Here is a 20,475-nt window from a genome sequence, read left to right on the forward strand (position 1 = left end):
AAACTTCACCTCAGACTGGACGCGTTCCCTGACTTCTTGGAAGAATAGCTCAATCGGATCAAAAGGGAACGGAATTGTCGGACGTCACACTCCCAGCCCCGGAGAAATCAAGCGGCACGGCAGCCGAAACCAAGACATTCGCCCATATCGGCGGCCTTCTCGATTTCTACGCCCGCAAGACGCCAGCGGCACCCGCCCTCCTCGCTCCGGGTCGACCCGTCCTCAACTACGGCGCGCTTGGCGAGGTGACGCAAAATCTTGTCGACACGCTGCGCCGGCTCGGCATCACCACTGCCGACCGGATTGCGGTTGCATTGCCGCGCGGCGCCGACAGCGCACTGGCGCTGATCGCGGTTGCCTCGAGCGGCGCCTGCGTCCCCGTCAATCCCGATCTGACCGCGGACGAGTTGCAGCGCTATTTCAGCGAACTGAAGCTGACCGCGCTCTTGACCCGGGCCGACATGAACTCGGCGAGCCGCGACGTCGCCAAGGCGCTGGATATCGCGGTGATCGATTTCGTGCCGGGACCGCAAGACGATCTGGGCGGCTGCAAATTCATCGGTCCGACGGTCGGGCCGGCGGCGACCGGGGGCGCCTCGCGCGGCGACGACGATGCGTTCATCCTGTTGACGTCGGGCACGGCAGCGCGGCCGAAGATGGTGCCGCTGACGCATCGCAATGTATGCCTGTCCGCCGCCAATGCCGGCCGCGTGCTGTCGCTCACCTCTCACGATCGCCTGCTCAACGTCCTGCCGCTGTTTCACGCCCATGGCTTGATCTCCGGCCTTCTGACGGCGTTGGCCGCAGGCTCCAGCGTGATCTGCACCGACGGTTTCGATGCACCGTCCTTCTTCGGCTGGATGCGGGAGCTGCAACCGACCTGGTACACCGCCGTGCCGACCATTCACCGCGCGCTGCTGACGGCGGCGGAATCCGACCCGGACCGCGCCCGATCGTCGTCGCTGCGCGTGATCCGCTCGGCCTCGGCCTCGCTCGCGCCCACGATCCTCGAAGGGCTGGAGGCGACGTTCGGCGTTCCCGTGCTCGAGACCTACGGCATGACCGAAGCGGCCTCGCAGATCGCAGCCAACCCGTTCGAGCTGCGCAAGGTCGGATCGGTCGGGCGCGCTGCCGGCCCCGAGATCGCCATCATGGACGAGACGGGCCGCGCACTTGCGAGCGGCGAGCGTGGCGAGATCATGTTGCGCGGACCGAACGTGAGCCGCGGCTATTACAACGACGAGGCGGCGACGCAGGCCGCCTTCCGCAACGGCTGGTTCCGGACCGGCGATCTCGGCTATCTCGACGCTGACGGCTATCTCTTCATCGTCGGCCGCATCAAGGACGTCATCAACCGCGGCGGGCAGAAGATCTCGCCGCTCGAGGTGGAAGAGGTCCTGCTCAGCCATCCGGCCGTGCTGGAGGCTGGCGTGTTCGCGGTGCCGCACGAAAAGCTCGGCGAAAACGTCGCCGCCGTCGTGGTGCTGCGACCGGATGCCGAGGCGACCTCGGATCACCTGCGCCAGTTCGCGCGCAAGCGGCTCGCTGCCTACAAGGTGCCGAGCTTGATCCGCAGCGTGGCAGCCCTGCCGAAAGGCGGCAGCGGCAAGGTCAAGCGCAACGCGCTGGCCGAGCTGATCGCCGAGCCGGAGGACGGCGACGAGGCGCGGCTGCCCCGCACCGCGCTGGAGACACAACTCGCCGCGATCTGGGCCGGCCTGTTGGAGCTGCCGCAGGTCGGCGTCGATCAGGACGTCTTCGCGCTCGGCGCGGATTCGCTCGCAGTGACGCAGATGCGCTCTCGTCTGCGCGAACGCTTCAACATCGACTTCTCGTTCGAGGACATCTTCGATTGCGCCACGGTCGCCGCGCTTGCAGCCCGGATCGATACCGCCGCAAGCCGGCATGGGGCGGCACTGCCGGCCTGGCGGCAGGTGACGGAAGCAGACGCGCCGCTCTCGTTCCAGCAGCAGCGGATGTACGTGCTCTCGCGGCTCGATCCGACCCGCTACAATTACAACGTCGTCGAAGTCGCCGTGCTCAAGGGCCAGATCGACGTCGCCGCACTTCAGGCAAGCCTTGCGGCGATCTGCGCACGCCACGAGGCGCTGCGCTCGGTCTTCATCGAGCGGCAGGGCGAACCGGCGCAGCTCGTGCTGCAATCGCCGCCGCGGTTCGAGCGGATCAAGCTCAAGCCGTGTCCTGCCGACAAGCGGGCCGCAGTGATCAGGCGCGAGGCGCTCAAGCTCGCGCAATATCCGTTCGACCTGGCGCGCGAGCCGCCGCTGAAAGTCACCCTGCTGTCGTTCGATAGGACGAGCCATGCGCTGGTGGTCAATGTCCATCACCTCGTCACCGACGGCTGGTCGCAACGCCTGTTCTGGGAGGAGCTTGCCGCCCACTATGCCGCCGCACACGAGAAGAGCGTGGCGGCCCTGCCCGCGCCAGCTTTTCAATATCGCGACTTCGCGCTCTGGCAGCAGAGCTGGGCACAGACGCCGGCAGCCAAGGACCAGCTCGACTATTGGCGAGGCCAGCTCGACGGCGTCACCACGCTGCCGCTTCGGACCGACCGGCCAAGGCCGGAGGCCTGGAGCGGTCACGGCGCTCGCCACTATTTCGCGTTCTCCAAGGCTCTCTCGGGCGATGTCCGCGCATTGAGCCAGGATCAGGGCGTCACGCCCTTCATGACGCTGCTCGCGGTCTTCCAGTGCCTGCTGTTCCGCCACACCGGGCATGAGGACGTCGCGACGGGATCGCTGATCGCCAATCGCAACCAGATCGAGAGCGAGCGCCTGATCGGGTTGTTTGCCAACACGCTGATCCTGCGCAACGATTTTGGCGGCGACCCGAGCTTCGGCGAGATGTTGCGGCGGGTCCGGCAGGTCACGCTCGATGCCTACCGCAACCAGGACCTTGCGATCGAGGAGGTGTTGCGCGCATTGCAGATCGCACGCCGCAGTGACGGCAATCCGCTGTTCCGGATCATGTTCATCCTCCAGAACGCCTCGATCGAGGCGGCACGCTTTCCCGGCCTCTCGACGCGGCGGCTGGAGATCGATCCGAAAGTGGCGCGCTTCGACATCACGCTCGAGCTGGTCGAGGCCGACGGCCACTTCACCGGCTTCTTCGAATACGCCACCGACCTGTTCGACGCCGCGACGATCGACGGCATGGCCGCGCAGTTCAAGACAATGCTCAAGGCTGCCATCGCTAATCCGGAGCAGCGCATCTCGCGCCTGCCGCTCCTCAACCAGGCCGAACGCCGGCAATTGCTGGCGACAGGCCGGGGCGTGCCGGCCAATTTCACCACCCGCGGCAATGTGAGTGAACGCTTCGACCGCCAGGCCAGGACGACGCCGACCGCCATCGCGGTAACGGACGGACACACCTGCCTGAGCTATCGCGAGCTGGCGCGCCGCAGCCGGTCGGTTGCGCGCTGGCTTGTGCGCGAAGGGATCGGTGCCGAGAGCGTGGTGGCCTTGCTTGCGGATCGCGGCCCCGACTTGCTCGCCGCGATGATCGGGGTGCAGCGCGCGGGCGTGGCCTTTCTCAATCTCGATCCCGATCTTCCACCGGCGCGGCTCACGACCATTCTCGGATCGAGCTGCGCCCGCATGCTGCTGACCGGCCGCGCGCGGTCACCCATGGTCGGCGCGCTGCTCGAACCGCTGGTCGAGCGCATCCCGGTGGCCGAACTCGAAGATACGATCGCCTCGGGATCGACCAAGCCGGCCCGTGCGGTACGGCGCGCAGCCTCCGGCCTCGCCTATCTCATCTATACGTCCGGCTCCTCCGGCGCGCCGAAGGGCGTCATGATCGAGCAGCGCGGCCTGTCGAACCATCTGGCCTCGCTGATTGCCGAGCTCGGCCTCTCCGCCAGGGACGTCATCGCGCAGTCCGCGCCGCAGAGCTTTGTCATCTCGGTCTGGCAGTTCCTGGCGGGGCCGATGGTCGGCGCGCGCGTGCATGTCTGCGACAATGCGATCGTGCAGGACCCGATCCTGCTGGCGCGGGAGATCGAACGCGAAGGCATCACGGTGCTCGAGATCGTCCCATCGCTCTTGCGCGTCATCGTCGAACGGATGAACGAGGCGCAGGTCCAGCGCGCCTTTGCGAGATTGCGCCTCCTGATCTCGACCGGCGAGCCGCTGCCCGTCGAGCTCTGCCGGGCCTGGTTCGCCTGCTGCCCGAAAGTGCCGCTGATCAACGCCTATGGCGCGTCGGAATGTTCCGACGACGTCTCCCTGCACCGCTTGACCAAAGCGCCGGCGACCGCGACGGGCAACGTTCCGGTCGGCGCGCCGCTGCCGAACACCCAGCTCTACGTGCTCGACGCCAACCTGCAGCCGCAGCCGGTCGGCGTGATCGGCGAGCTCTGCATCGGCGGCGCCGGCATCGGCCGCTTCTATGTCAACGATCCCGCGCAGAGCCGGCAGCGCTTCCTGCCCGATCCGTTCTCGCGCCAGCCAGGCGGTCGGCTTTACCGCACCGGCGATCTTGCCCGTCGCCGCGCCGACGGGACGATCGAATGCCTCGGCCGCGCCGACCATCAGGTCAAGGTCCGCGGCTACCGTATCGAGCTCAAGGAGATCGAGAACGCGCTGGCCGACCATCCGGGCGTGCGGGCCGGCATCGTCGAGCCGCGCCGCGAGGCGAGCGGCGACGTCAGGCTGATCGCCCATATCGTCGCAAAGCCCGACAGCCGGATCAGCGCCAGCGAGCTGCGCGAATTCCTGAAGAGCCGGTTGCCGGGCCACGCCATCCCGTCCGCATTCCTGTTCCTGGATCACGTACCGCTCAATGCCCATGGCAAGATCGACCGGTCCGCACTGCTGGCGCCGACGCAGCACGAGGCGCCCGGACCGGACGCGCCCGTGCCGGCGCGGCGCTTTACTGAAAAGGTGCTGTCCGACATCTGGATCGACCTGCTCAAGGTGGAAAGCCTCGGCGTCACCGACAATTTCTTCGACCTCGGTGGCCATTCGCTGCTGGCGGGCCAGGCGATGGCGCGCATCGCCCGCGCGCTCGGCGTGTCGCTGCCGATCAAGACCATCTTCGAGGCACCGACGATCGAGGAGCTTGCCCGGCGGGTCGACCAGGCCATGGCGGCGACGCCGCGCAAGCCTGTCGCAAGCGTGACGAGCCTGGCTGAAGCGAGCCGGGCCGACAGCGGCGGGCCAACGCTCTCGATCGCACAGGACCAGATGTTGCGGATCGAGCAGAACCTCCCGGGGTTGCCGCTGTTCAACCTACCCTTCGCCTTCCGTCTTCAGGGTCCGCTCGATGCGGCCGCCCTGGCACAGGCGATCGAGGACCTCGTGCGCCGGCACGAATCGCTGCGGACCGCGTTCGGCTGGAACGGCGAGGAGCCGGTCAGCCATATCGCCGCACCCGGATCCGTCGGCCGTGTCCTGACCATCGAGACGATCAGCGACGGTCACGCTCACAATAACAAGCGGCGCAAGGCCCTGGAGCTCCGGAAGATCGATCTTCTGATCCAACAGGAGACCTCTTCGCCGGTCGACACGTCGCGCGCGCCGCTGCTCCGCGCCCGGGTGTTGCGGCTCCACGACGACGATCACGTGCTGCTGCTGACGCTGCATCACGCCATTGTCGACGGCTGGTCGATCGGCGTGCTGTTCGAGGAATTGTCGAGCCGCTATGCGGCGTTGGCCGGATATCCGTCGGCGCCGCTGCCGAGCCAGCCCCCGGCCTTTTCGGACGTCGCACGCTGGCAGCGCTGGTGGTGCGGCACGGACGCCGCCCGCCGGCAGGCGGCGGACTGGACGGAAAATTTGCGCGGCGCGGTCCCTGTCTTCGACGGCGAATCAAGCCCGGGCGCGTCCACCGGGCATCATCCGGTCAATCTGGATCGTGAGCTGATCAGCCTGCTCACGGCGTTCGCCGGCCGGCACAATTGCACGCTGTTCATGTGCCTGCTCACCGGTCTGAAGGCCTTGCTGCTGGCCCGGACGGGTCGCACCGACATCTCTATCGCCACCGCCATGGCCAATCGCACCCAGCCGGACACCGACCGAATCGTCGGCCCGTTCGAGAACACGGTGATCGTCCGCACCAAGATCACGCCGGAGCTGTCGTTCACGCAGGCGCTGGTGCGGGTACGCCGGAGCGTGCTCGACGCGCATGCGCGCCAAGAGCTGCCCTTCAACATCCTGGCTGACCATCTGGAGCGGGAGGGGATCGATCCGGCCTCGCTGCTCCACGTCTATTTCACGCTGCAAAACCCGCTGCGCCAGCCGCTCGATCTGCCGGATCTCACGACAGGATCGATCGGCAACATCGCACGCGAAGGTCAGCCGGTGCTCCCGATCGACCAGACCTGGCTGTCGCTGATGCTCAAGGAGCGCCCGACCGGCATCACCGGCTCATGCAATTACAAGCACGAGTTGCTCGACGGCCGCACGGTCGGCGCGTGGATGGAGGATCTCGTTGCGCTGCTGGGGGCCGCCGTCGCCCAGCCCAACACGCCGCTCGACGGATTACTCGCGCGCAACGCGGCGTGAGCGGATGACATCACGGACGAATACGGGTTCACTCGTCAAAGCTGTGCATGACCAAGTTGCATCTTGATTATTTGGCGTCGTCGCGCAAGATTATTCCGGCGTTTTGATTTGGACGATTATTTTCAACCGGGGGAGTGTTATGGGTTTCATCAAATTTACCAAGGGTACCTCGTTGAGCGACAAGGACCGCAAGGCCCTCCAGAAGCTGCTCGGTGCCGAGAAGAAGAAACTCCAGTCCGCGCTGAAGGACGTCGACGCCAGCCTTTCGGTGCTTGGCGGCTCGAAGAAAGCCAAGAAGAAGAAGAGGTAAGATTCGTCGGCCGGGACGCCGTACGAATCTTCAAGCTTCGCTTTTCGGGGATGGGCCGCTCGCGTGTCGAGTTAAGGTCTCGCACAAGCTTGCGCCTGTAAACCGGCCTGCAAATCGACAAGAATTCGCCCGGGTGGACCGCTAGAAGCGGTCCGCTTGATTGATTCTTGCTCAGTTGTTTCTTCCGTCGGGACCGGGGATCTGCCCTCGGCCTGACGCAAAAGGCCCAATTGATGGCGGACGACAGAATTGAACTCTTTGTCGGACTGATCGAGTCCATCGACGCTCCGGGCGCGGTCGAGGCGTGCCGACGGCTGCTCTCGGTCGACGAACGGGTCCGGGCCGATCGCTTCATGTTCGAGCGGCATCGGCGGCAGTATATTTTCGCGCATGCGATGCTGCGCCTGGCGCTGTCGCAGATCGCCTCCAACGTCGCGCCGTCCGACTGGTCCTTTGCAGCCGGCCGCTATGGGCGGCCGTTTGTCGCAGCGCCCGCGACCTCGAGCGCGCTGCATTTCAGCCTGTCTCATGCCGACGGCTGCGTCGCCTGCGTGGTGTCGAGGCATGAGTCCGTCGGCGTCGACGTCGAAACCGTGTCGCGGCGGGTGGCGCCGCTGTCCACCGCGCTTCGCTTCTTTGCGCCGGAGGAGGTCGAAACGCTGCGCGGACTGCCGGAGCCCGCGGCGACCGAGCGCTTCTTCGACTATTGGACGCTCAAGGAGGCCTATCTGAAGGCCAGGGGCTTTGGGCTCAATCTGCCGCTCGACGCTTTCGCGATGCAGGTCTCGCGCGAGGCCATCGAGATCAGCTTCAAGCCCGATATCGCCGACGATCCCGACGGCTGGCGCTTCTCGCTGTGCTCGCCCTCGCCCTCGCATCGCCTCGCGATTGCCGACGGCTCCCGCGCGAACGGCGGCCTTCCCATCAGCCGCAATGCCTGGCCGCTCCAGGAAGCGGCTGAATGACGCCGCCGCGGCTGCGCGTCTTTCCCGCGATTTCGCGCAACCGCGACCCCCAGAAATATATCGGCGAGCTGATGCGGGTGGCTGAGTTCGCCGACCGCAACGGCTTCGAAGGCATTTTGCTGTTCGAAGGCAACGACGTGTTCGTCGAGCCCTGGGCGATGGCCCAGCACATCATGGCTGCGACGACGCGCTCTTCGCCGCTGATCGCCGTCAATCCGGTCTACATGCACCCGTTCACCGCGGCGAAATTCGTCTCCTCCCTGGCGCAGCTTCACGGCCGCAAGGTCTATCTCAACATGATCACGGGGACGGCGGTCAGCGACTTGCAGGGGCTCGGCGACGACCAGTCGCATGCCGACCGCTATATCAGGCTCGGAGAATTCGTGGGGCTGATGCGGCAGTTGCTGGCGAGCCCGCGACCGGTGAATTTCGCGGGCCGCTTCTACCGTGCGCACCATCTGCAGCTTCGCCCGCGCCTGCCGGCGGAGCTGATGCCCGAATTCCTGATCGCAGGGCAATCCGAGGCGGCCCAGCGCGTGGCGAAGGAGACCGGCTGCATCAAGATGCAGATGCTGCCGCCGGATCTCGATCGCGGCCTTGACGCGCCCGGCATGAATTTCGGCATCTTCGCCCGCGAGGGACGCGAGGAGGCGCGGCAGGCCGCAAAACTGCGTTTCCGCGACAACCCTGACGATCGCGAGCTTCTCGTGCTCACCATGGAGAACACCGATTCCGTGTGGAAGCGGCATCTCTATGCCGGCCAGAGCGGCGAGCTCGGGGACAATGGCTATTGGCTACTGCCGTTCCTGACCTTCCAGGCCGACTGTCCCTATCTCGTCGGCAGCTACCAGGAGATCGGCGCGAAGCTGAAGGACTTTGCGGCCAAGGGTCTGACCACTATTATGCTCGACATGGTCGCCGACGAGACCGAGATGCAGCACGTCTGCAAGGCGCTCGCGGCGAGCGGGATGTTTAGATCACTCTCGCCGTCATGGCCGGGCTTGTCCCGCCATCCACACCTTGCTCCACGCTCGAAGAACGTGGATGCCCGGGACAAGCCCGGGCATGACGACCAACGCGGGAAGAGGTGAAGATCCCTCACCGCGCCTCTTCAAATCCGGCCAGCACCGAGGTCAGGTTCGCGCCCAGAATATCCGAGAGATAACCGCCCTCCTGCACGAACACGGTCGGCAGGCCCATCCTGGCGATGGCCTGGCCGATGCGGCGGAAGCCGGGCGTGGTGACGGCCAATCCCTTGAGCGGATCATGCTCGGAGGCATCGAGGCCGAGCGCGATGACGAGCGCGCCGGGCGCAAAGGACTCGATTGCCTTGCGCGCCACGTCCATCGCCTGGATGTAGCCGTCATCGCCGGTGCCGATGGCGAGCGGGATGTTGAGATTGGTGCCGAGGCCGGGCCCCTCGCCGCGCTCATGGGCATAGCCCCACACATAGGGATAGTAGGCAATGGGATCGGCGTGGATCGACACCGTGTAGACGTCGGGCCGGGCGTAGAAGATGCCTTGCGTGCCGTTGCCGTGATGGACGTCGACGTCGAGGATCACGACGCGCTCGTGCTTCTGCCGCAGATGCGCCGCGGCGATCGCGCTGTTGTTGAGGAAGCAGAAGCCGCCGGCCATGTCGCGATAGGCGTGATGACCGGGCGGACGGCAGAGCGCATAGGTCGCATCCTCACCATCCATCACCATCTGCGCGGCGGTGACCGCAACATCCGTCGCGGCGCAGGCCGCAGCCCAGGTGCCCGGACCGATCGGCGCCGCGGTGTCGGCGGTGTGCCAGCCGAGCTTGCCGACGATGTGGGTCGGATAGGTCGCAGCGTGGCGCACCGGATGGATGTTGCCGATCATCTCCGGACCGGAATCGCCGAGCGCGGTCCAGGCGTCCCAGGCTTCGCTCAGGAACGACAGATATTCCGGACTGTGAATGCGCGCGCGAGGGCCCTGTCCGAATGTGGTCGGCTCGACCAGCTGGTGCTTGCCGTCCTTCAACCCCTTCAGCAGGCGGTCGGCGCGCTCCGGCTGCTCGGTGGTGCGCTTGACGACACCGCGAACCAGGAAGAATTGCGGATCGTGGCTGCGGTGCAGTTCGGTATGGACGGCTTTCACTCAAACACTCCGTGCTTGCATGCTCTGGTCTTGAGGCGTTTTCTTCACGCGAACCGGTATCCACTTCGCTCGAAAACGCTTTGAGGCGTTGCCACAGACGTCTTGATCGCTGCGGCGGCCAGATGCAAGCAAGAAGAATGCCGTCTCGCCCTGCGGCGGAAGCAGATCGCAATCGGCGCTCAGCAGCGCCCGCGCTGCAGGCAGTGCTCGCGGCCCGGCTGATCGGTGCGGAAGGACTCGATGAAGCCGCCCTGACGCTGGGTGACGAAGACGGTCTTGCCGTCGCTGCCGCCGAAGGCGAGGTTGGTCGGCTCCTTGGCCTTCAGCGCGATCTCCCGCTCGACCGCGCCGTTCGGCTTCATCAGCGCGATCGTGCCCTTGAGAATGCGCGCGACGTAGAGCCGGCCGGCAACGTCGGTGCGCAGCCCGTCGACGGTGTCGGGCTGAAACGCCTTGACGAGTTTTGCAGCCGTCAGCTCGTTGCCGTTGATCGCATAGGACCAGATCTGGCCGCTGTTGGATTCGCCGACATAGAGCGTCTTGCCGTCAGGGCTGAGATCGATGCCGTTGGTGGTGCCCATCGCGCGCGGCGCCGACATGATCTGTCCCTGCACCGTGCCGTCGGCGGCTTTCGTAATCCGCCAGATATGGCCTTCCCGGCCCTTCCAGTTCGGATCGCTCGCATAGATCGTGCCCTCGCGGGCGATCGTGATGTCGTTGGGCTGGTTCATCTCGTCGGAGTGAAACCAGATGCCCGGCTCGGTCGTCCCCTTCGCAATCGCGAAGATGTTGTGCTTCTTGTAGTCGGCGATGAACATGGTGCCGCTCCGGTCGAAGCGGATGGCGTTGCCGACACTGCCATCGGGCAGCGCCGTGAACGGCTCCGACGCGGTGCCGCCGGCGGGCAGCCGGCCGATGGTGCCGGGCCTGCCGAGATTGACCACGAACAAATTGCCCTCGAGGTCAGCCGCCGGGCCCTCGATGCCGAAGGTGTATTCGCCGGGAGGCGTCACCTGCGCACTCTCGAACAGCTTCGTTTCCGCATGGGCGGACGCAGCCGCGACGGCGAGTAGGACGCTACTGCACAGGCACCAGAAATTCCTGCCGGATGTAATAGCCATCGCCGTCGGTGCACTCGCCATTCAAATAGGGATCGGCCGGCCGGAAGAATCGGCTGAAGCCGGGTTTGTCTACAGCGCTCCTTTGTGTCACGACAACGACCTTTCCGGCCGGTATTTCGCCGCATTCCTTGCTGGTTTTGCCAAAGAACTTGCGCTGCGGCGGGCCCGGCTTGATCCGCATCCGCGTACCCGGAACCATTGTCGCGACGAGCAGATCCGCCGTGTCCAGCAGACGTCTGTAGCCGGGCTCGGTCTTCGGCAGGCTCTCGCCGCCCGGCGGCATCAGCTTCTCCGCGCCGAGACCGCGCAGCCGCGTGCGCAGCTTGCCGGCGTCGGGATCGCCGGGATAGATCCAGCCGTCCTGCGAAAGCATGAAGCGGAGCACCGTTGCATCCTTCTCCGCCTCCGATTGGCCGCCCTTCAAGCCGAAATCGGAATGGCAGCCGACGCAATGCTTCTCGACGAGGCCTTTGCGCAGCGTGGTCAGCCGGGCGCTGTTCTGCGCATCCCTGGCGACGAAGGCCGCGAGCTGATCGATCATCGCCTGGCTGCGCATGTCGCACGGCAGCGGTGGCGGCGGATCACCCGCGGCACGATCGATCCGGATCACCGTCTGGTTCTTGTCCTCGACCAGCCAGATCGCGCCGTCTTCCGCGACCGTCATGCCGACCGGCGCCCCTTGCGGCCGCGCGCCGTTGACGCGGTGCCAGCCTGCGATCAGTTCGTCGAACGGCGCGGCGGCGACCTCGCCGGCGTCGGACTGAAAACTGCGCACCGGATCCGCGGCGCAACTGACGTGGTAGCGCACCGGCGCGGGGGAAGGCTTGGGGAAGCCGCGATCGTCGACGTCGTAGACGAGGACGCGGCTTCCGGTCGGGCGATAGCCGTGCAGGCCGACCAGCAGCTTGCCCTCCAGCTCCGGAAATTTGCTGCCGTGATAATAGAGCATCGCGAGCGGCGCGCCGTGCGGCGGCATCAGCGAGAGCGGCGGCTTGTAGAGCGCGTTGGCCGTGCAGAGCGATTTGTAGAGCCCGCCTTGCAGCACGTTCCTGAATTCCGGGCTCGGCGTCGACAGATCGTAGCAATAGGGCCAGCCATAGTGCCTGCCCTGCTCGATCGCGTTGATCTCCTCGTTCGGCTTGAAGATGTCGGGCAAGTCGCGGCTGTTCTCGCCCTGCAGGAAGGCGTAGCCGGCCTCCGGAAACTTCGGATGCAGCGCCAGCGCCATCGAATTGCGCAAGCCTCGCGCATAGACGGTGTGCGGCGGATCGGCATCGCCGGGCTTCAGCGCCGGGAAGACACCACCCGGAGGCGGCGTGAACAGCCAGATTGCTGCCATCGCGAAAGCGCCCTCGGCCGCCGCGCAAGGCTTTGTGATCGGCGCCGGCGTGATGCAGTCGTCGCTGTGCGAGCCGACATTGACGAATAGCCGCCCGTTCCAGTCGAAGACAAACTGCTTGAGCGGATGCGCGCTCTCCTGGAGCCTTGTGCCGTTGGGCAGCGTGATCCGGCGGCCCGGCATATGACGGATGATGGTCTCGACCGTGCCGCGCGGATTGTCGGCGATGGGATCGAACCGGAAGATGGTCTCGGCGGTCGAGGCGTAGAGCTTCCTGTCCGGACCGATGGCGAGGCCGAACGGATATTCGATTCCCGCCAGGAGCTCCCTGAACCGCTGGCCCTGGGCCGCGCGCGGATCGAGCAGCAACAGCCGTCCGTCGGTGTGGCCCCAGCCGCCCATGTCGGCCACCACGAACAGCTCCCGGCCCGGCAGCTGGACGATCGCGCGCGGGAATTTCAGGCCATCCTCTTCGCTGACGACGACCCCGGCGCAAAATCCGGCCTTCATGTCGATCTGGATCCTGGGAAAAGCGAGATCGCCATTGCCGCAGGTTTCCGCGCCGATCGCATAGCCGCTGCGGCGGAGCGGCTCCGATGACGCCGCCGAGATGAGCCCAAGCAGGGCCGCCAACACCCCCGCACACGCGCGCAGGCTTCGGCGTTCACGCCTGGATGTGAAGTAGCTCACGGCGGCCCCCCAGATTTCCCCCGAAAAAGCTGTTTCATGCCGTCCGAACGCCGTCCAGCCGAACATCACTCGCCTGTGATTAAACCTGTAACGACCTCTGAGCCGACCAATATCCGTAGATTCCCTTACCGGGCTCGACCCGAATGTTTCGCGAAGGCTTCGGGTGGTATCGATTTGCCATCCAAGTTGCTCCGCCAGGAGGCGCATATGGTCCAGGTCTATTTTCACTGCTCCAACACCGAGGGCACGCTGATCGACCGCTACGGCGCCGCCGTCTCCAATCTCACGGAGGCGCGCGACCGTGCCTCCCAGATCATGAATTCGATGATCCAGACGCCCGGCGCTGAAGACTGGCGCGATTGGGTGATCCATGTCAGCGGCTCCGACGGCGAGGATCTGTTCGATCTTCCTTTCACCGCCATGCTCGGCAAGCCGCATTGAGGTGATGTCATGTTGCTCGCTTCACTGAGCCTGTTCCGCCAGCCCGTGAACTTCGTCGCCGCCAAATGGCAGACGCTGATCAGGGTCGCGGGCGACCCCTACCGCCCCGAGTTGCACTACATGCGCGGGCCGGGCCCCAAATGGCGCGCCAAGTATCAGGGCAGCCGGCTGAACCGCTCGCTCTGAGCGCTACGGCCTCGCCGCTTCCAACTCCGTCTCTCCTTCGTCATGGCCGGGCTTGTCCCGGCCATCTACGTTTTTAGATCACCTAAGCGAGACGTGGATGGCCGGCACAAGCCCGGCCATGACGGCTTGGTGATAGGACCCCACCTCACCTCCCGGTAAACGTAGCCTTGCGCTTCTCAACGAAGGCATTGCGCCCCTCGATCGCGTCCGCGCTCTTGCGAACCACCGCCTGGAGCTCGATCTCGCGGCGGAATTGCGCCTCGTAGGTCGCATGCTCGCTCTCCTCGACGAGCAGGCGCGTTGCCACCAAAGCGCGTGTCGGGCCCTCCGCCAGACGGCGCGCCAGAATCAGCGCCTCGTCCATCAGCTTCGCGTCGTCCACGACCTGCCGCACCAGGCCGATCTCCTGGGCCCGTTCGGCCGTCAGCGGCTCGTTCAGCAGCATCAGCTCGAGGGCGCGCTGGCGACCGATCAGCCGCGGCAACAGCCAGGTCGAGCCGAGATCCGGCACCAGCGCGATGCGGCTGAACACCTGGATGAAGCTCGCCGACCGCGCCGCCACGATCATGTCGCCGGCCATCGCCAGGCTGAAGCCGCCGCCGGCCGCGACGCCATTGACGGCGACGACGACGGGCACGCGGCATTCGCGCAGCGCCTTGAAGGCGGGCCAGTAGAGGCGCATGACGCCGGCAGCAAGATCCTCACCCAGCGCTTCCGACGCCTTCAAATTCTGTCCTGAGCAAAAACCGCGCCCCGCGCCAGTGAGGATCAGGGCTCGAATACCCTCGTCCTGCGCCATCTCGCCGATGGCGGCGGCGAGCGCGCCGAGCAGGTCCGGCGTCATCGCGTTCAGGCTCGCCGGCTCGTCCAGCGTCAGGATCCCGACCGCGCCATCCCGCGCCTGTTTCACACCAGCCATGTCGCGTCTCCCTTAGGATTTTCTCGTTGGTGGCAATGTGCCATCCTTCGGATGCCCCGCCAATGCTGAGCTTCCGCGCCAACACAGCTGGCGCCAGAACAACAGAGATCAAGACGACATCATGCCTCATCAGTTCAGCCTCAACCAAACCGTCCGCAAACCCGCCGTCACCTCCAAGGGCGGCATCGTCGCCTCGCAATCGCGGCGAGCGGCCGAAGTCGGGGCGCAGGTGCTGGCGGCGGGCGGTGACTGCGTGGACGCGATTGTGGCGACCACCATGGCGCTGAATGTGCTGGAGCCCTGGAATAGCGGCATCGGCGGCGGCGGTGCGATGGTGCTCTACCGCGCCAGGGAAAATCGCTTTGAGGTGATCGACTACGGCATGTGCGCGCCGCAGAGCCTGCGCGTTGCCGACTATCCGCTCAGTGGCGAGGGCGCGGCGTCCGATCTCTTCCCCTGGCCGCGGGTGAAGGACGATCGCAACATCCACGGCCCCGGTTCGATCGCCGTGCCCGGCGTCGTCGCCGGCATGGAAGAGGTGCATCGCCGCTACGCCAGAATGCCGTGGAAGGATCTGGTCGCGCCGGCAGCCAGGCTCGCCGGCGAAGGCCTGCTGGTCGATTGGTGGACCACGGTGACGATCTCGGGCTCGGCCGCCGATCTCAGGCGCTATCCCGCCAGCGCGGCGGCGTTCCTGAAGGATGGGCTGCCGCCGAGCGCGCCATGGGGCATCAAGGCCGAGACGCGACTGCCGCAGGACACGCTGAAAGCGACGCTGTCGCATCTCGCCGAGGCCGGACCGCGCGATTTCTACCAGGGCGATCTCGCCAGAAGCATCGCCTCCGACATCAAGGCCGATGGCGGTTCGCTGTCGGTCGAGGACCTCGCCGCCTTCCGCGCGCATCTGCGCGAGCCGCTGGCGATCCCGTATCGCGGCGGCAAGGTGTATGCGACGCCTGAGCTCACGGCCGGGCCCACCATGGCGAACGCGCTGCGCCTGTTGCAGCAGAGCCTGACGCCGGGAAGCGCGCCGGACGCGGCCGCCTATGTCGAATATGCACTCGCTCTGCAGGCGGCCTTCCGCGAGCGGCTCAAGGACATGGGCGATGCCGACGGCAAACGCTCGCTCGGCGCCGAATATCTGGCGCCCGCCTGCACCACGCATTTCTCCGTGGTCGACCGACACGGCAACATCGCCGCGGTGACTCAGACGCTGCTCTCGTCCTTTGGCTCGAGATATGTGACGCCGCACACCGGCGTCGCCATGAACAACGGCATCATGTGGTTCGATCCGACGCCGGGGACCACCAATTCGCTCGCGCCCGGCAAGCGCTGTCTCTGCAACTACACGCCCGTGATCGCCGAGACCAGGGATGGCAAGCGGCTCGCGGTCGGCGCATCAGGCGGCCGCCGCATCCTACCGTCGGTGATGCAGCTCGTCTCCTTCGCGATGGATTTCGGCATGGACCTCGACGCCGCCATCCACCAGCCGCGCATCGATGCCAGCGAGGGCGCGGTGGTGATCGGCGATGCTCGTTTGCCGGAGGACGTGCGCAAAACGCTGGCCGCGCGCTTCGACTATGAAGAGACCCGCGTGCAGACCTTGCCGCAAAAATTCGCCTGCCCGAGCGTGGTGATGCGCGAGGGCGACGTCAATTCCGGCGCGGTCGAGATCTTTCAGCCCTGGGCCGAGGCGGTGGCAGAAGCCTGAGCGTTCGTCGAATAAGAAGCGGGCGCTAGCAGAGACGCGCAACTGCTTCAACGGGTCATCGCGCCCATGTGGCCACGACGCGAGCCTCTCTCGTGTCCCGGACGCGCTGCAGCGTTCTTACGCTGCTGCGCAGCGTCCGGGGCACGCTCGACGCGCAGATCAGTGCCAGACTGCGCCAGCTTGCGTTGATTCGATGCGCCATCGCGCATCTCCGCGAGCGTCACGACTCCTCCACATTCGCAGGGAACTTACCTACCCGTCGTTCATTGATTTGAACGGACAAGTGCGCTCGCCCCAGTGGAGGACATGATGAAGAAACTTGCGCTCGCCGCGTCGCTGATCCTTGCAGCCGGCCTCACATTCACCAGTCCTGCCCTGGCCAAGGGCGGCCATGGTGGCGGACATGGAGGCGGACATGGGCACGGCCATGGTCATTCGATGGGCCATCATCACCACGGCTCACCGCCCGGATGGTCGCGCGGACGCAAGGTCGGCTGGCGCGGTCACGGGTGCCCGCCCGGCCTGTGGAAACAAGGCCGCTGCTGAAGTCGGATATCTGCCAATGATGCAAGGCGCCGCTCCTGACCGGGCGACGCCTTCTTCACATGCCGAGCCGGTCCCGTATGCGGCCCGTAATCACCGCGGTCGTCACCCCGACCGGCCAGAACGCGTGCATCGGGATCGGCTTGATGCCCGTGATGGGCATGTCGATCTCCGCCTCGGCGCCGCCGATCAGCCGGCGCGCGAGTTGCGCCCCCATCGCGGTCGCGAGCGCGACGCCGCGGCCGTTGCAGCCGAGCGAGATCAGGATGCCTTCGGCCGGCTCATGCACATGGGGATAGTGATCCCCGGTGATGGCGAGACGGCTATTCCAGCCGTGAGTCCAGGCAACGCCTTTCAATTGCGGCCACAGCCGCTCGGCATAGCGCATGAGATAGGCGACGTCGTGCGGCGACTTGATCCAGCGCATCGGGCCGCGGCCGCCCATTAGCAGGCGATTGTGCTGGTCGATGCGGTAATAGACGGTGATGTGGCCGCTCTCGTACAACACGGACCGCGTCGGCATGATCGAGCGGGCCACCGCATCGGAGAGCGGCGCCGTGGCCGCGATCGACGAGAACACCGGCACGATGGTGCGGCGGAGCGCGGGCCAGAGATCCCCGGTAAAACCGTTGGTGGCGAGCAGGACCTTGTCGGCATGAACCACCGCCCGCGGCGTCTCGATGCGCCAGCTTCTGCCATCGCGGCGCAGTGACAGCGCCGGCGTCTCGCCATGCACCTTCGCGCCGGCCGAGATCGCGGCGCGTGCGAGACCACGGGCGTAGCTGAGGGGATGCAGATCGCCGCCGCGCGCATCCAGCATGGCGCCGATGTAGCGGTCGGTGCCGGTCATCTCGCGCAGCTGCTCGCGGTTCAGATATGTCACCGGCATGCCGCGGCGGGCGCATTGCTGCGCCGTCGTCTCGATCGCCGCGGCGCTGGCCGCGTTATAGGCCGCACGCAGCGTGCCGTTCTGCCGCGCCTCGCAGGGGATCTGGTAACGGCGGATCAGGTCATGGGTGAAGTTGGTGGTGCCGTAGGAGAACGCGATCATGCGGCGGCCGAGGTCAGCGCCGAAATCAGCCTCGATCTGATCAGGATCGTGCTTCAGGCCGGGATTGGTGTGCCCGCCATTGTTGCCGGACGCGCCCCAGCCCGGCTCCTGCGCCTCCAGCACCAGCGCCTCGACACCCTGCTCCGCCAGATGCAACGCGCTGGACAGGCCGGTGTAACCACCGCCAATGATCGCGACCGAAACATTCTTGTCCGTATCGAGCGGCGGCGTGGCAACCGGCGCGACGGCGGTGTCGGCATAGAGCGAGGGCGGCAGAGGCAGGCGCGCGGGCATGGCGAAGTCCGGTCAGAGCGGATGCAGCACACGCCGCAAGAAATCCTGCGTGCGCGGATGCTGGGGTTGGTTGAGCAGCGCCTTGGCCGGCCCCTGCTCGACGATGACACCGCCGTCAATGAACAGCACGCGGTCGGCAACGTCGCGGGCAAAGCCCATCTCGTGGGTGACGACCACCATGGTCATGCCGTCGTCGGCGAGCTTGCGCATCACGCCGAGGACATCGCCGACCAGTTCAGGATCGAGTGCCGAGGTCGGCTCGTCGAACAGGATCGCCTTGGGCTGCATGGCGAGGGCCCGCGCGATCGCGACGCGCTGCTGCTGGCCGCCGGAGAGTTGCGGCGGATGCGCATCGGCCTTCTCGGCAAGCCCGACCTGGGCGAGCAGCGCGCGGCCGCGCTCGAGCGCCTGCGCGCGCGATTCCTTCTTCACATAGAGCGGTCCTTCGATGACGTTCTCAAGCGCGGTGCGATGCGGAAACAAATTGAAGCGCTGGAACACCATCGAGACCTGGGTGCGGATGTTCACGATCGACGGCGCGTCGCGGTCGACCTTGAGCCCCTCGACGCTGATCTCCCCGCGGTCGTAGCTTTCGAGCCCGTTGATACAGCGCAGGATGGTGGACTTGCCGGAGCCGGAGGGACCGACGATGCAGACCACCTCGCCCTTCTGCACCGAGGCCGTGATGCCCTTGAGCACCTCGTTCTCGCCAAAGCTCTTGTGGACGTCGTTCAGATCGATCATCGCTTGCCGGCCCGCTTCTCGAAGTGACGGACCAGCAGGATCAGCGGGATGCTCATGGTGAGGTACATCAGCGCAACAAGCGTGAACACGCTGGTGTTCTTGAAGGTCGAGGACGCGATCAGCTTGCCCTGCAGTGCGAGCTCGGCGACCGTGATGGTCGAAGCCTGCGAGGAATCCTTCAGCATCATGATCATGACGTTGCCGTAGGGCGGCAGCACGATGCGCACGGCTTGCGGCAGCACCACGCGGCGCATGGTGAGCCACCAGCCCATGCCGATCGACTGCGCCGCCTCGATCTGGCCCTTGTCGATCGCCTCGATGCCGGCGCGAAAATTCTCCGCCTGATAGGCCGAATAGGCGATGCCGAGCCCGAGGATCGCAGCCTGCAAGGCGGACAGCGTGACGCCGAGATCGGGCATCACGAAGTAGAGGTAGAACAACAGCACGATGATCGGGATGCCGCGGATCACGTTGATCAGGCTGGCGCTGATCATCGACAGCGCCTTGATGCCGGAGACCCGCATCATCGCCCAGATCAGGCCGAGCACCGTCGAGAGCAGCAGCGAGCCGATGGTGACGACGATCGTCAGCACGACGCCGTTCATCAGGATCGGGAAGAACTCGGCGGCGTCGTGCCAGAAGCCTTTCATCGGGCAGCCTAGTCTCTACCGATCAGCCCTGAGCCTTCAGGCCCCATTTATCGAGGATCTTGTCGATGGTGCCGTTGGCTTTCAGCTTGGCGAGCGAGGCGTTGATCTTGCCGAGCAGCGCGGTCTCGCCCTTGCGCACGCCGATGCCGACCGAACCGACGGTGACGGGCTTGTAGCCGTCGACGAGACGCACCTCGGGGAAGCCGCCCTGCTTCAGGTTATAGGCGAGGATCGGATAATCGGCGTAGCCGGCCTTGAGGCGGCCGGTGTTCACGTCGCGCAGGATGTCCGGAATGGTGTCGTAGGCCTTCACGTCGGCGAACAGGCCGGACTTCTTCAGCGCGTCGACGAAGGCGGTGCCGACCTGGGCGCCGACCGTCTCGCCCTTCAGATCCTCCTGCGTGGCATAGGCCTTGGTGTCGCTCTTCGGCACGACGAGGCCTTCGCCATAGGTGTAGATCGGATCGGAGAAGTCGACGACCTCCTTGCGCGGCGCGGTGATGAACATCGCGGCGGCGATGATGTCGATCTTGCTCGAGGTCAGCGACGGGATCAGCGCCGAGAACTGCATCGGCTCGATCTGCACGTTGAAGCCGGCATCCTTGCCCACTTCAGTGACGAGATCGACCATGATGCCCTGGATGGTGTTGGTCTTGGTGTCGAGGAAGGTGAAGGGAATGCCTGTCGGGGTCGAGCCGACCTTCAGCACCTGCTGCGCCGAAGCGGGCGTCACGGCCGCCAGTGCGAGCGCCGCGACCGCGGCCAGACCAAAACGCTTCATCGCATCCTCCTTTGGGTCTGGCCGATGGCGGCGCTCGCGGGTGTTGCGAGTCGAGCCGTTTCGGCCTATTTTCACCAAT

The 20,475-nt window shown here is 65.9% G+C and carries 16 protein-coding genes; 8 read left to right on the forward strand and 8 right to left on the reverse strand.

Annotation, left to right across the window (positions count from 1 at the left end; all coding sequences use genetic code 11):
• Positions 1 to 74 precede the first annotated feature (74 nt).
• The 4 genes from XH81_RS30315 to XH81_RS30330 all read left to right on the forward strand — a co-directional run bounded on the left by XH81_RS30315 (position 75) and on the right by XH81_RS30330 (position 8,893).
• Positions 75 to 6,527, forward strand: a complete 6,453-nt coding sequence (locus tag XH81_RS30315) for a non-ribosomal peptide synthetase (RefSeq protein WP_271596507.1) — start codon at positions 75 to 77, stop codon at positions 6,525 to 6,527.
• 139 nt (positions 6,528 to 6,666) lie between these two features.
• Entirely contained in the window at positions 6,667 to 6,837 is a 171-nt protein-coding gene (locus XH81_RS30320; protein WP_162832248.1) for a hypothetical protein, read from the forward strand.
• A gap of 233 nt (positions 6,838 to 7,070) precedes the next feature.
• Positions 7,071 to 7,802 (forward strand): 4'-phosphopantetheinyl transferase family protein, encoded by a 732-nt coding sequence (locus XH81_RS30325; protein WP_028142226.1) that lies wholly within the window; start codon positions 7,071 to 7,073, stop codon positions 7,800 to 7,802.
• Positions 7,799 to 8,893, forward strand: a complete 1,095-nt coding sequence (locus XH81_RS30330) for an LLM class flavin-dependent oxidoreductase (RefSeq protein WP_244439150.1) — start codon at positions 7,799 to 7,801, stop codon at positions 8,891 to 8,893. The genes XH81_RS30325 and XH81_RS30330 overlap by 4 nt, the downstream gene beginning before the upstream one ends.
• A 7-nt stretch (positions 8,894 to 8,900) precedes the next feature.
• Here the strand turns inward: XH81_RS30330 and XH81_RS30335 are convergent, their stop codons facing one another.
• The 3 genes from XH81_RS30335 to XH81_RS30345 form a co-directional block, all read right to left on the reverse strand.
• The gene (locus tag XH81_RS30335; RefSeq protein ID WP_028142225.1) at positions 8,901 to 9,926 is read right to left on the reverse strand and encodes a histone deacetylase family protein; all 1,026 of its coding nucleotides are present in this window, start codon (positions 9,924 to 9,926) and stop codon (positions 8,901 to 8,903) included.
• A 179-nt stretch (positions 9,927 to 10,105) separates the two neighbouring features.
• Positions 10,106 to 11,047, reverse strand: a complete 942-nt coding sequence (locus XH81_RS30340; RefSeq protein ID WP_028142224.1) for an SMP-30/gluconolactonase/LRE family protein — start codon at positions 11,045 to 11,047, stop codon at positions 10,106 to 10,108.
• A complete protein-coding gene (locus tag XH81_RS30345; RefSeq protein ID WP_442868207.1) occupies positions 11,004 to 13,022 on the reverse strand; it encodes a PQQ-dependent sugar dehydrogenase in 2,019 nt (672 codons plus the stop codon). Before XH81_RS30345 ends, XH81_RS30340 begins: the two co-directional genes overlap by 44 nt.
• Before the next feature lie 261 nt (positions 13,023 to 13,283).
• Here XH81_RS30345 and XH81_RS30350 point away from each other — a divergent pair, with 261 nt between their 5' ends.
• Both XH81_RS30350 and XH81_RS30355 read left to right on the forward strand, forming a co-directional pair.
• On the forward strand, positions 13,284 to 13,517 hold the full coding sequence (locus XH81_RS30350; RefSeq protein ID WP_018316955.1) for a DUF6894 family protein: 234 nt from the start codon (positions 13,284 to 13,286) through the stop codon (positions 13,515 to 13,517).
• Between the two features lie 9 nt (positions 13,518 to 13,526).
• Positions 13,527 to 13,703, forward strand: a complete 177-nt coding sequence (locus tag XH81_RS30355) for a hypothetical protein (RefSeq protein WP_162832249.1) — start codon at positions 13,527 to 13,529, stop codon at positions 13,701 to 13,703.
• A 145-nt stretch (positions 13,704 to 13,848) separates the two neighbouring features.
• Here the strand turns inward: XH81_RS30355 and XH81_RS30360 are convergent, their stop codons facing one another.
• Positions 13,849 to 14,622: an enoyl-CoA hydratase-related protein gene (locus tag XH81_RS30360; RefSeq protein WP_028142222.1), complete on the reverse strand. Its 774-nt coding sequence runs from the start codon at positions 14,620 to 14,622 to the stop codon at positions 13,849 to 13,851.
• Between the two features lie 121 nt (positions 14,623 to 14,743).
• On the opposite strand from XH81_RS30360, the gene XH81_RS30365 reads away from it, so the two are divergent.
• Positions 14,744 to 16,333 carry a gamma-glutamyltransferase family protein gene (locus XH81_RS30365; protein ID WP_028142221.1) on the forward strand — a complete coding sequence of 530 codons (1,590 nt, stop codon included), beginning with the start codon at positions 14,744 to 14,746 and terminating at the stop codon, positions 16,331 to 16,333.
• 306 nt (positions 16,334 to 16,639) lie between these two features.
• Entirely contained in the window at positions 16,640 to 16,879 is a 240-nt protein-coding gene (locus tag XH81_RS30370; RefSeq protein ID WP_080670176.1) for a hypothetical protein, read from the forward strand.
• Between the two features lie 55 nt (positions 16,880 to 16,934).
• Here XH81_RS30370 and XH81_RS30375 read toward each other — a convergent pair whose 3' ends face one another.
• The 4 genes from XH81_RS30375 to XH81_RS30390 are packed head-to-tail and all read right to left on the reverse strand — an operon-like array spanning position 16,935 to position 20,396.
• Positions 16,935 to 18,221 carry an NAD(P)/FAD-dependent oxidoreductase gene (locus XH81_RS30375; protein ID WP_028142219.1) on the reverse strand — a complete coding sequence of 429 codons (1,287 nt, stop codon included), beginning with the start codon at positions 18,219 to 18,221 and terminating at the stop codon, positions 16,935 to 16,937.
• Between the two features lie 12 nt (positions 18,222 to 18,233).
• The gene (locus XH81_RS30380; RefSeq protein ID WP_028142218.1) at positions 18,234 to 18,965 is read right to left on the reverse strand and encodes an amino acid ABC transporter ATP-binding protein; all 732 of its coding nucleotides are present in this window, start codon (positions 18,963 to 18,965) and stop codon (positions 18,234 to 18,236) included.
• Positions 18,962 to 19,615, reverse strand: coding sequence for an amino acid ABC transporter permease (locus XH81_RS30385; protein WP_028142217.1), 654 nt, complete (start codon positions 19,613 to 19,615; stop codon positions 18,962 to 18,964). The genes XH81_RS30380 and XH81_RS30385 overlap by 4 nt, the downstream gene beginning before the upstream one ends.
• A gap of 22 nt (positions 19,616 to 19,637) precedes the next feature.
• The gene (locus tag XH81_RS30390; RefSeq protein ID WP_028142216.1) at positions 19,638 to 20,396 is read right to left on the reverse strand and encodes an ABC transporter substrate-binding protein; all 759 of its coding nucleotides are present in this window, start codon (positions 20,394 to 20,396) and stop codon (positions 19,638 to 19,640) included.
• Positions 20,397 to 20,475: the final 79 nt, after the last annotated feature.

This window comes from Bradyrhizobium sp. CCBAU 25360 (genome assembly GCF_028128695.1).
GTDB classification, from domain to species: Bacteria; Pseudomonadota; Alphaproteobacteria; order Rhizobiales; family Xanthobacteraceae; genus Bradyrhizobium; species Bradyrhizobium ottawaense.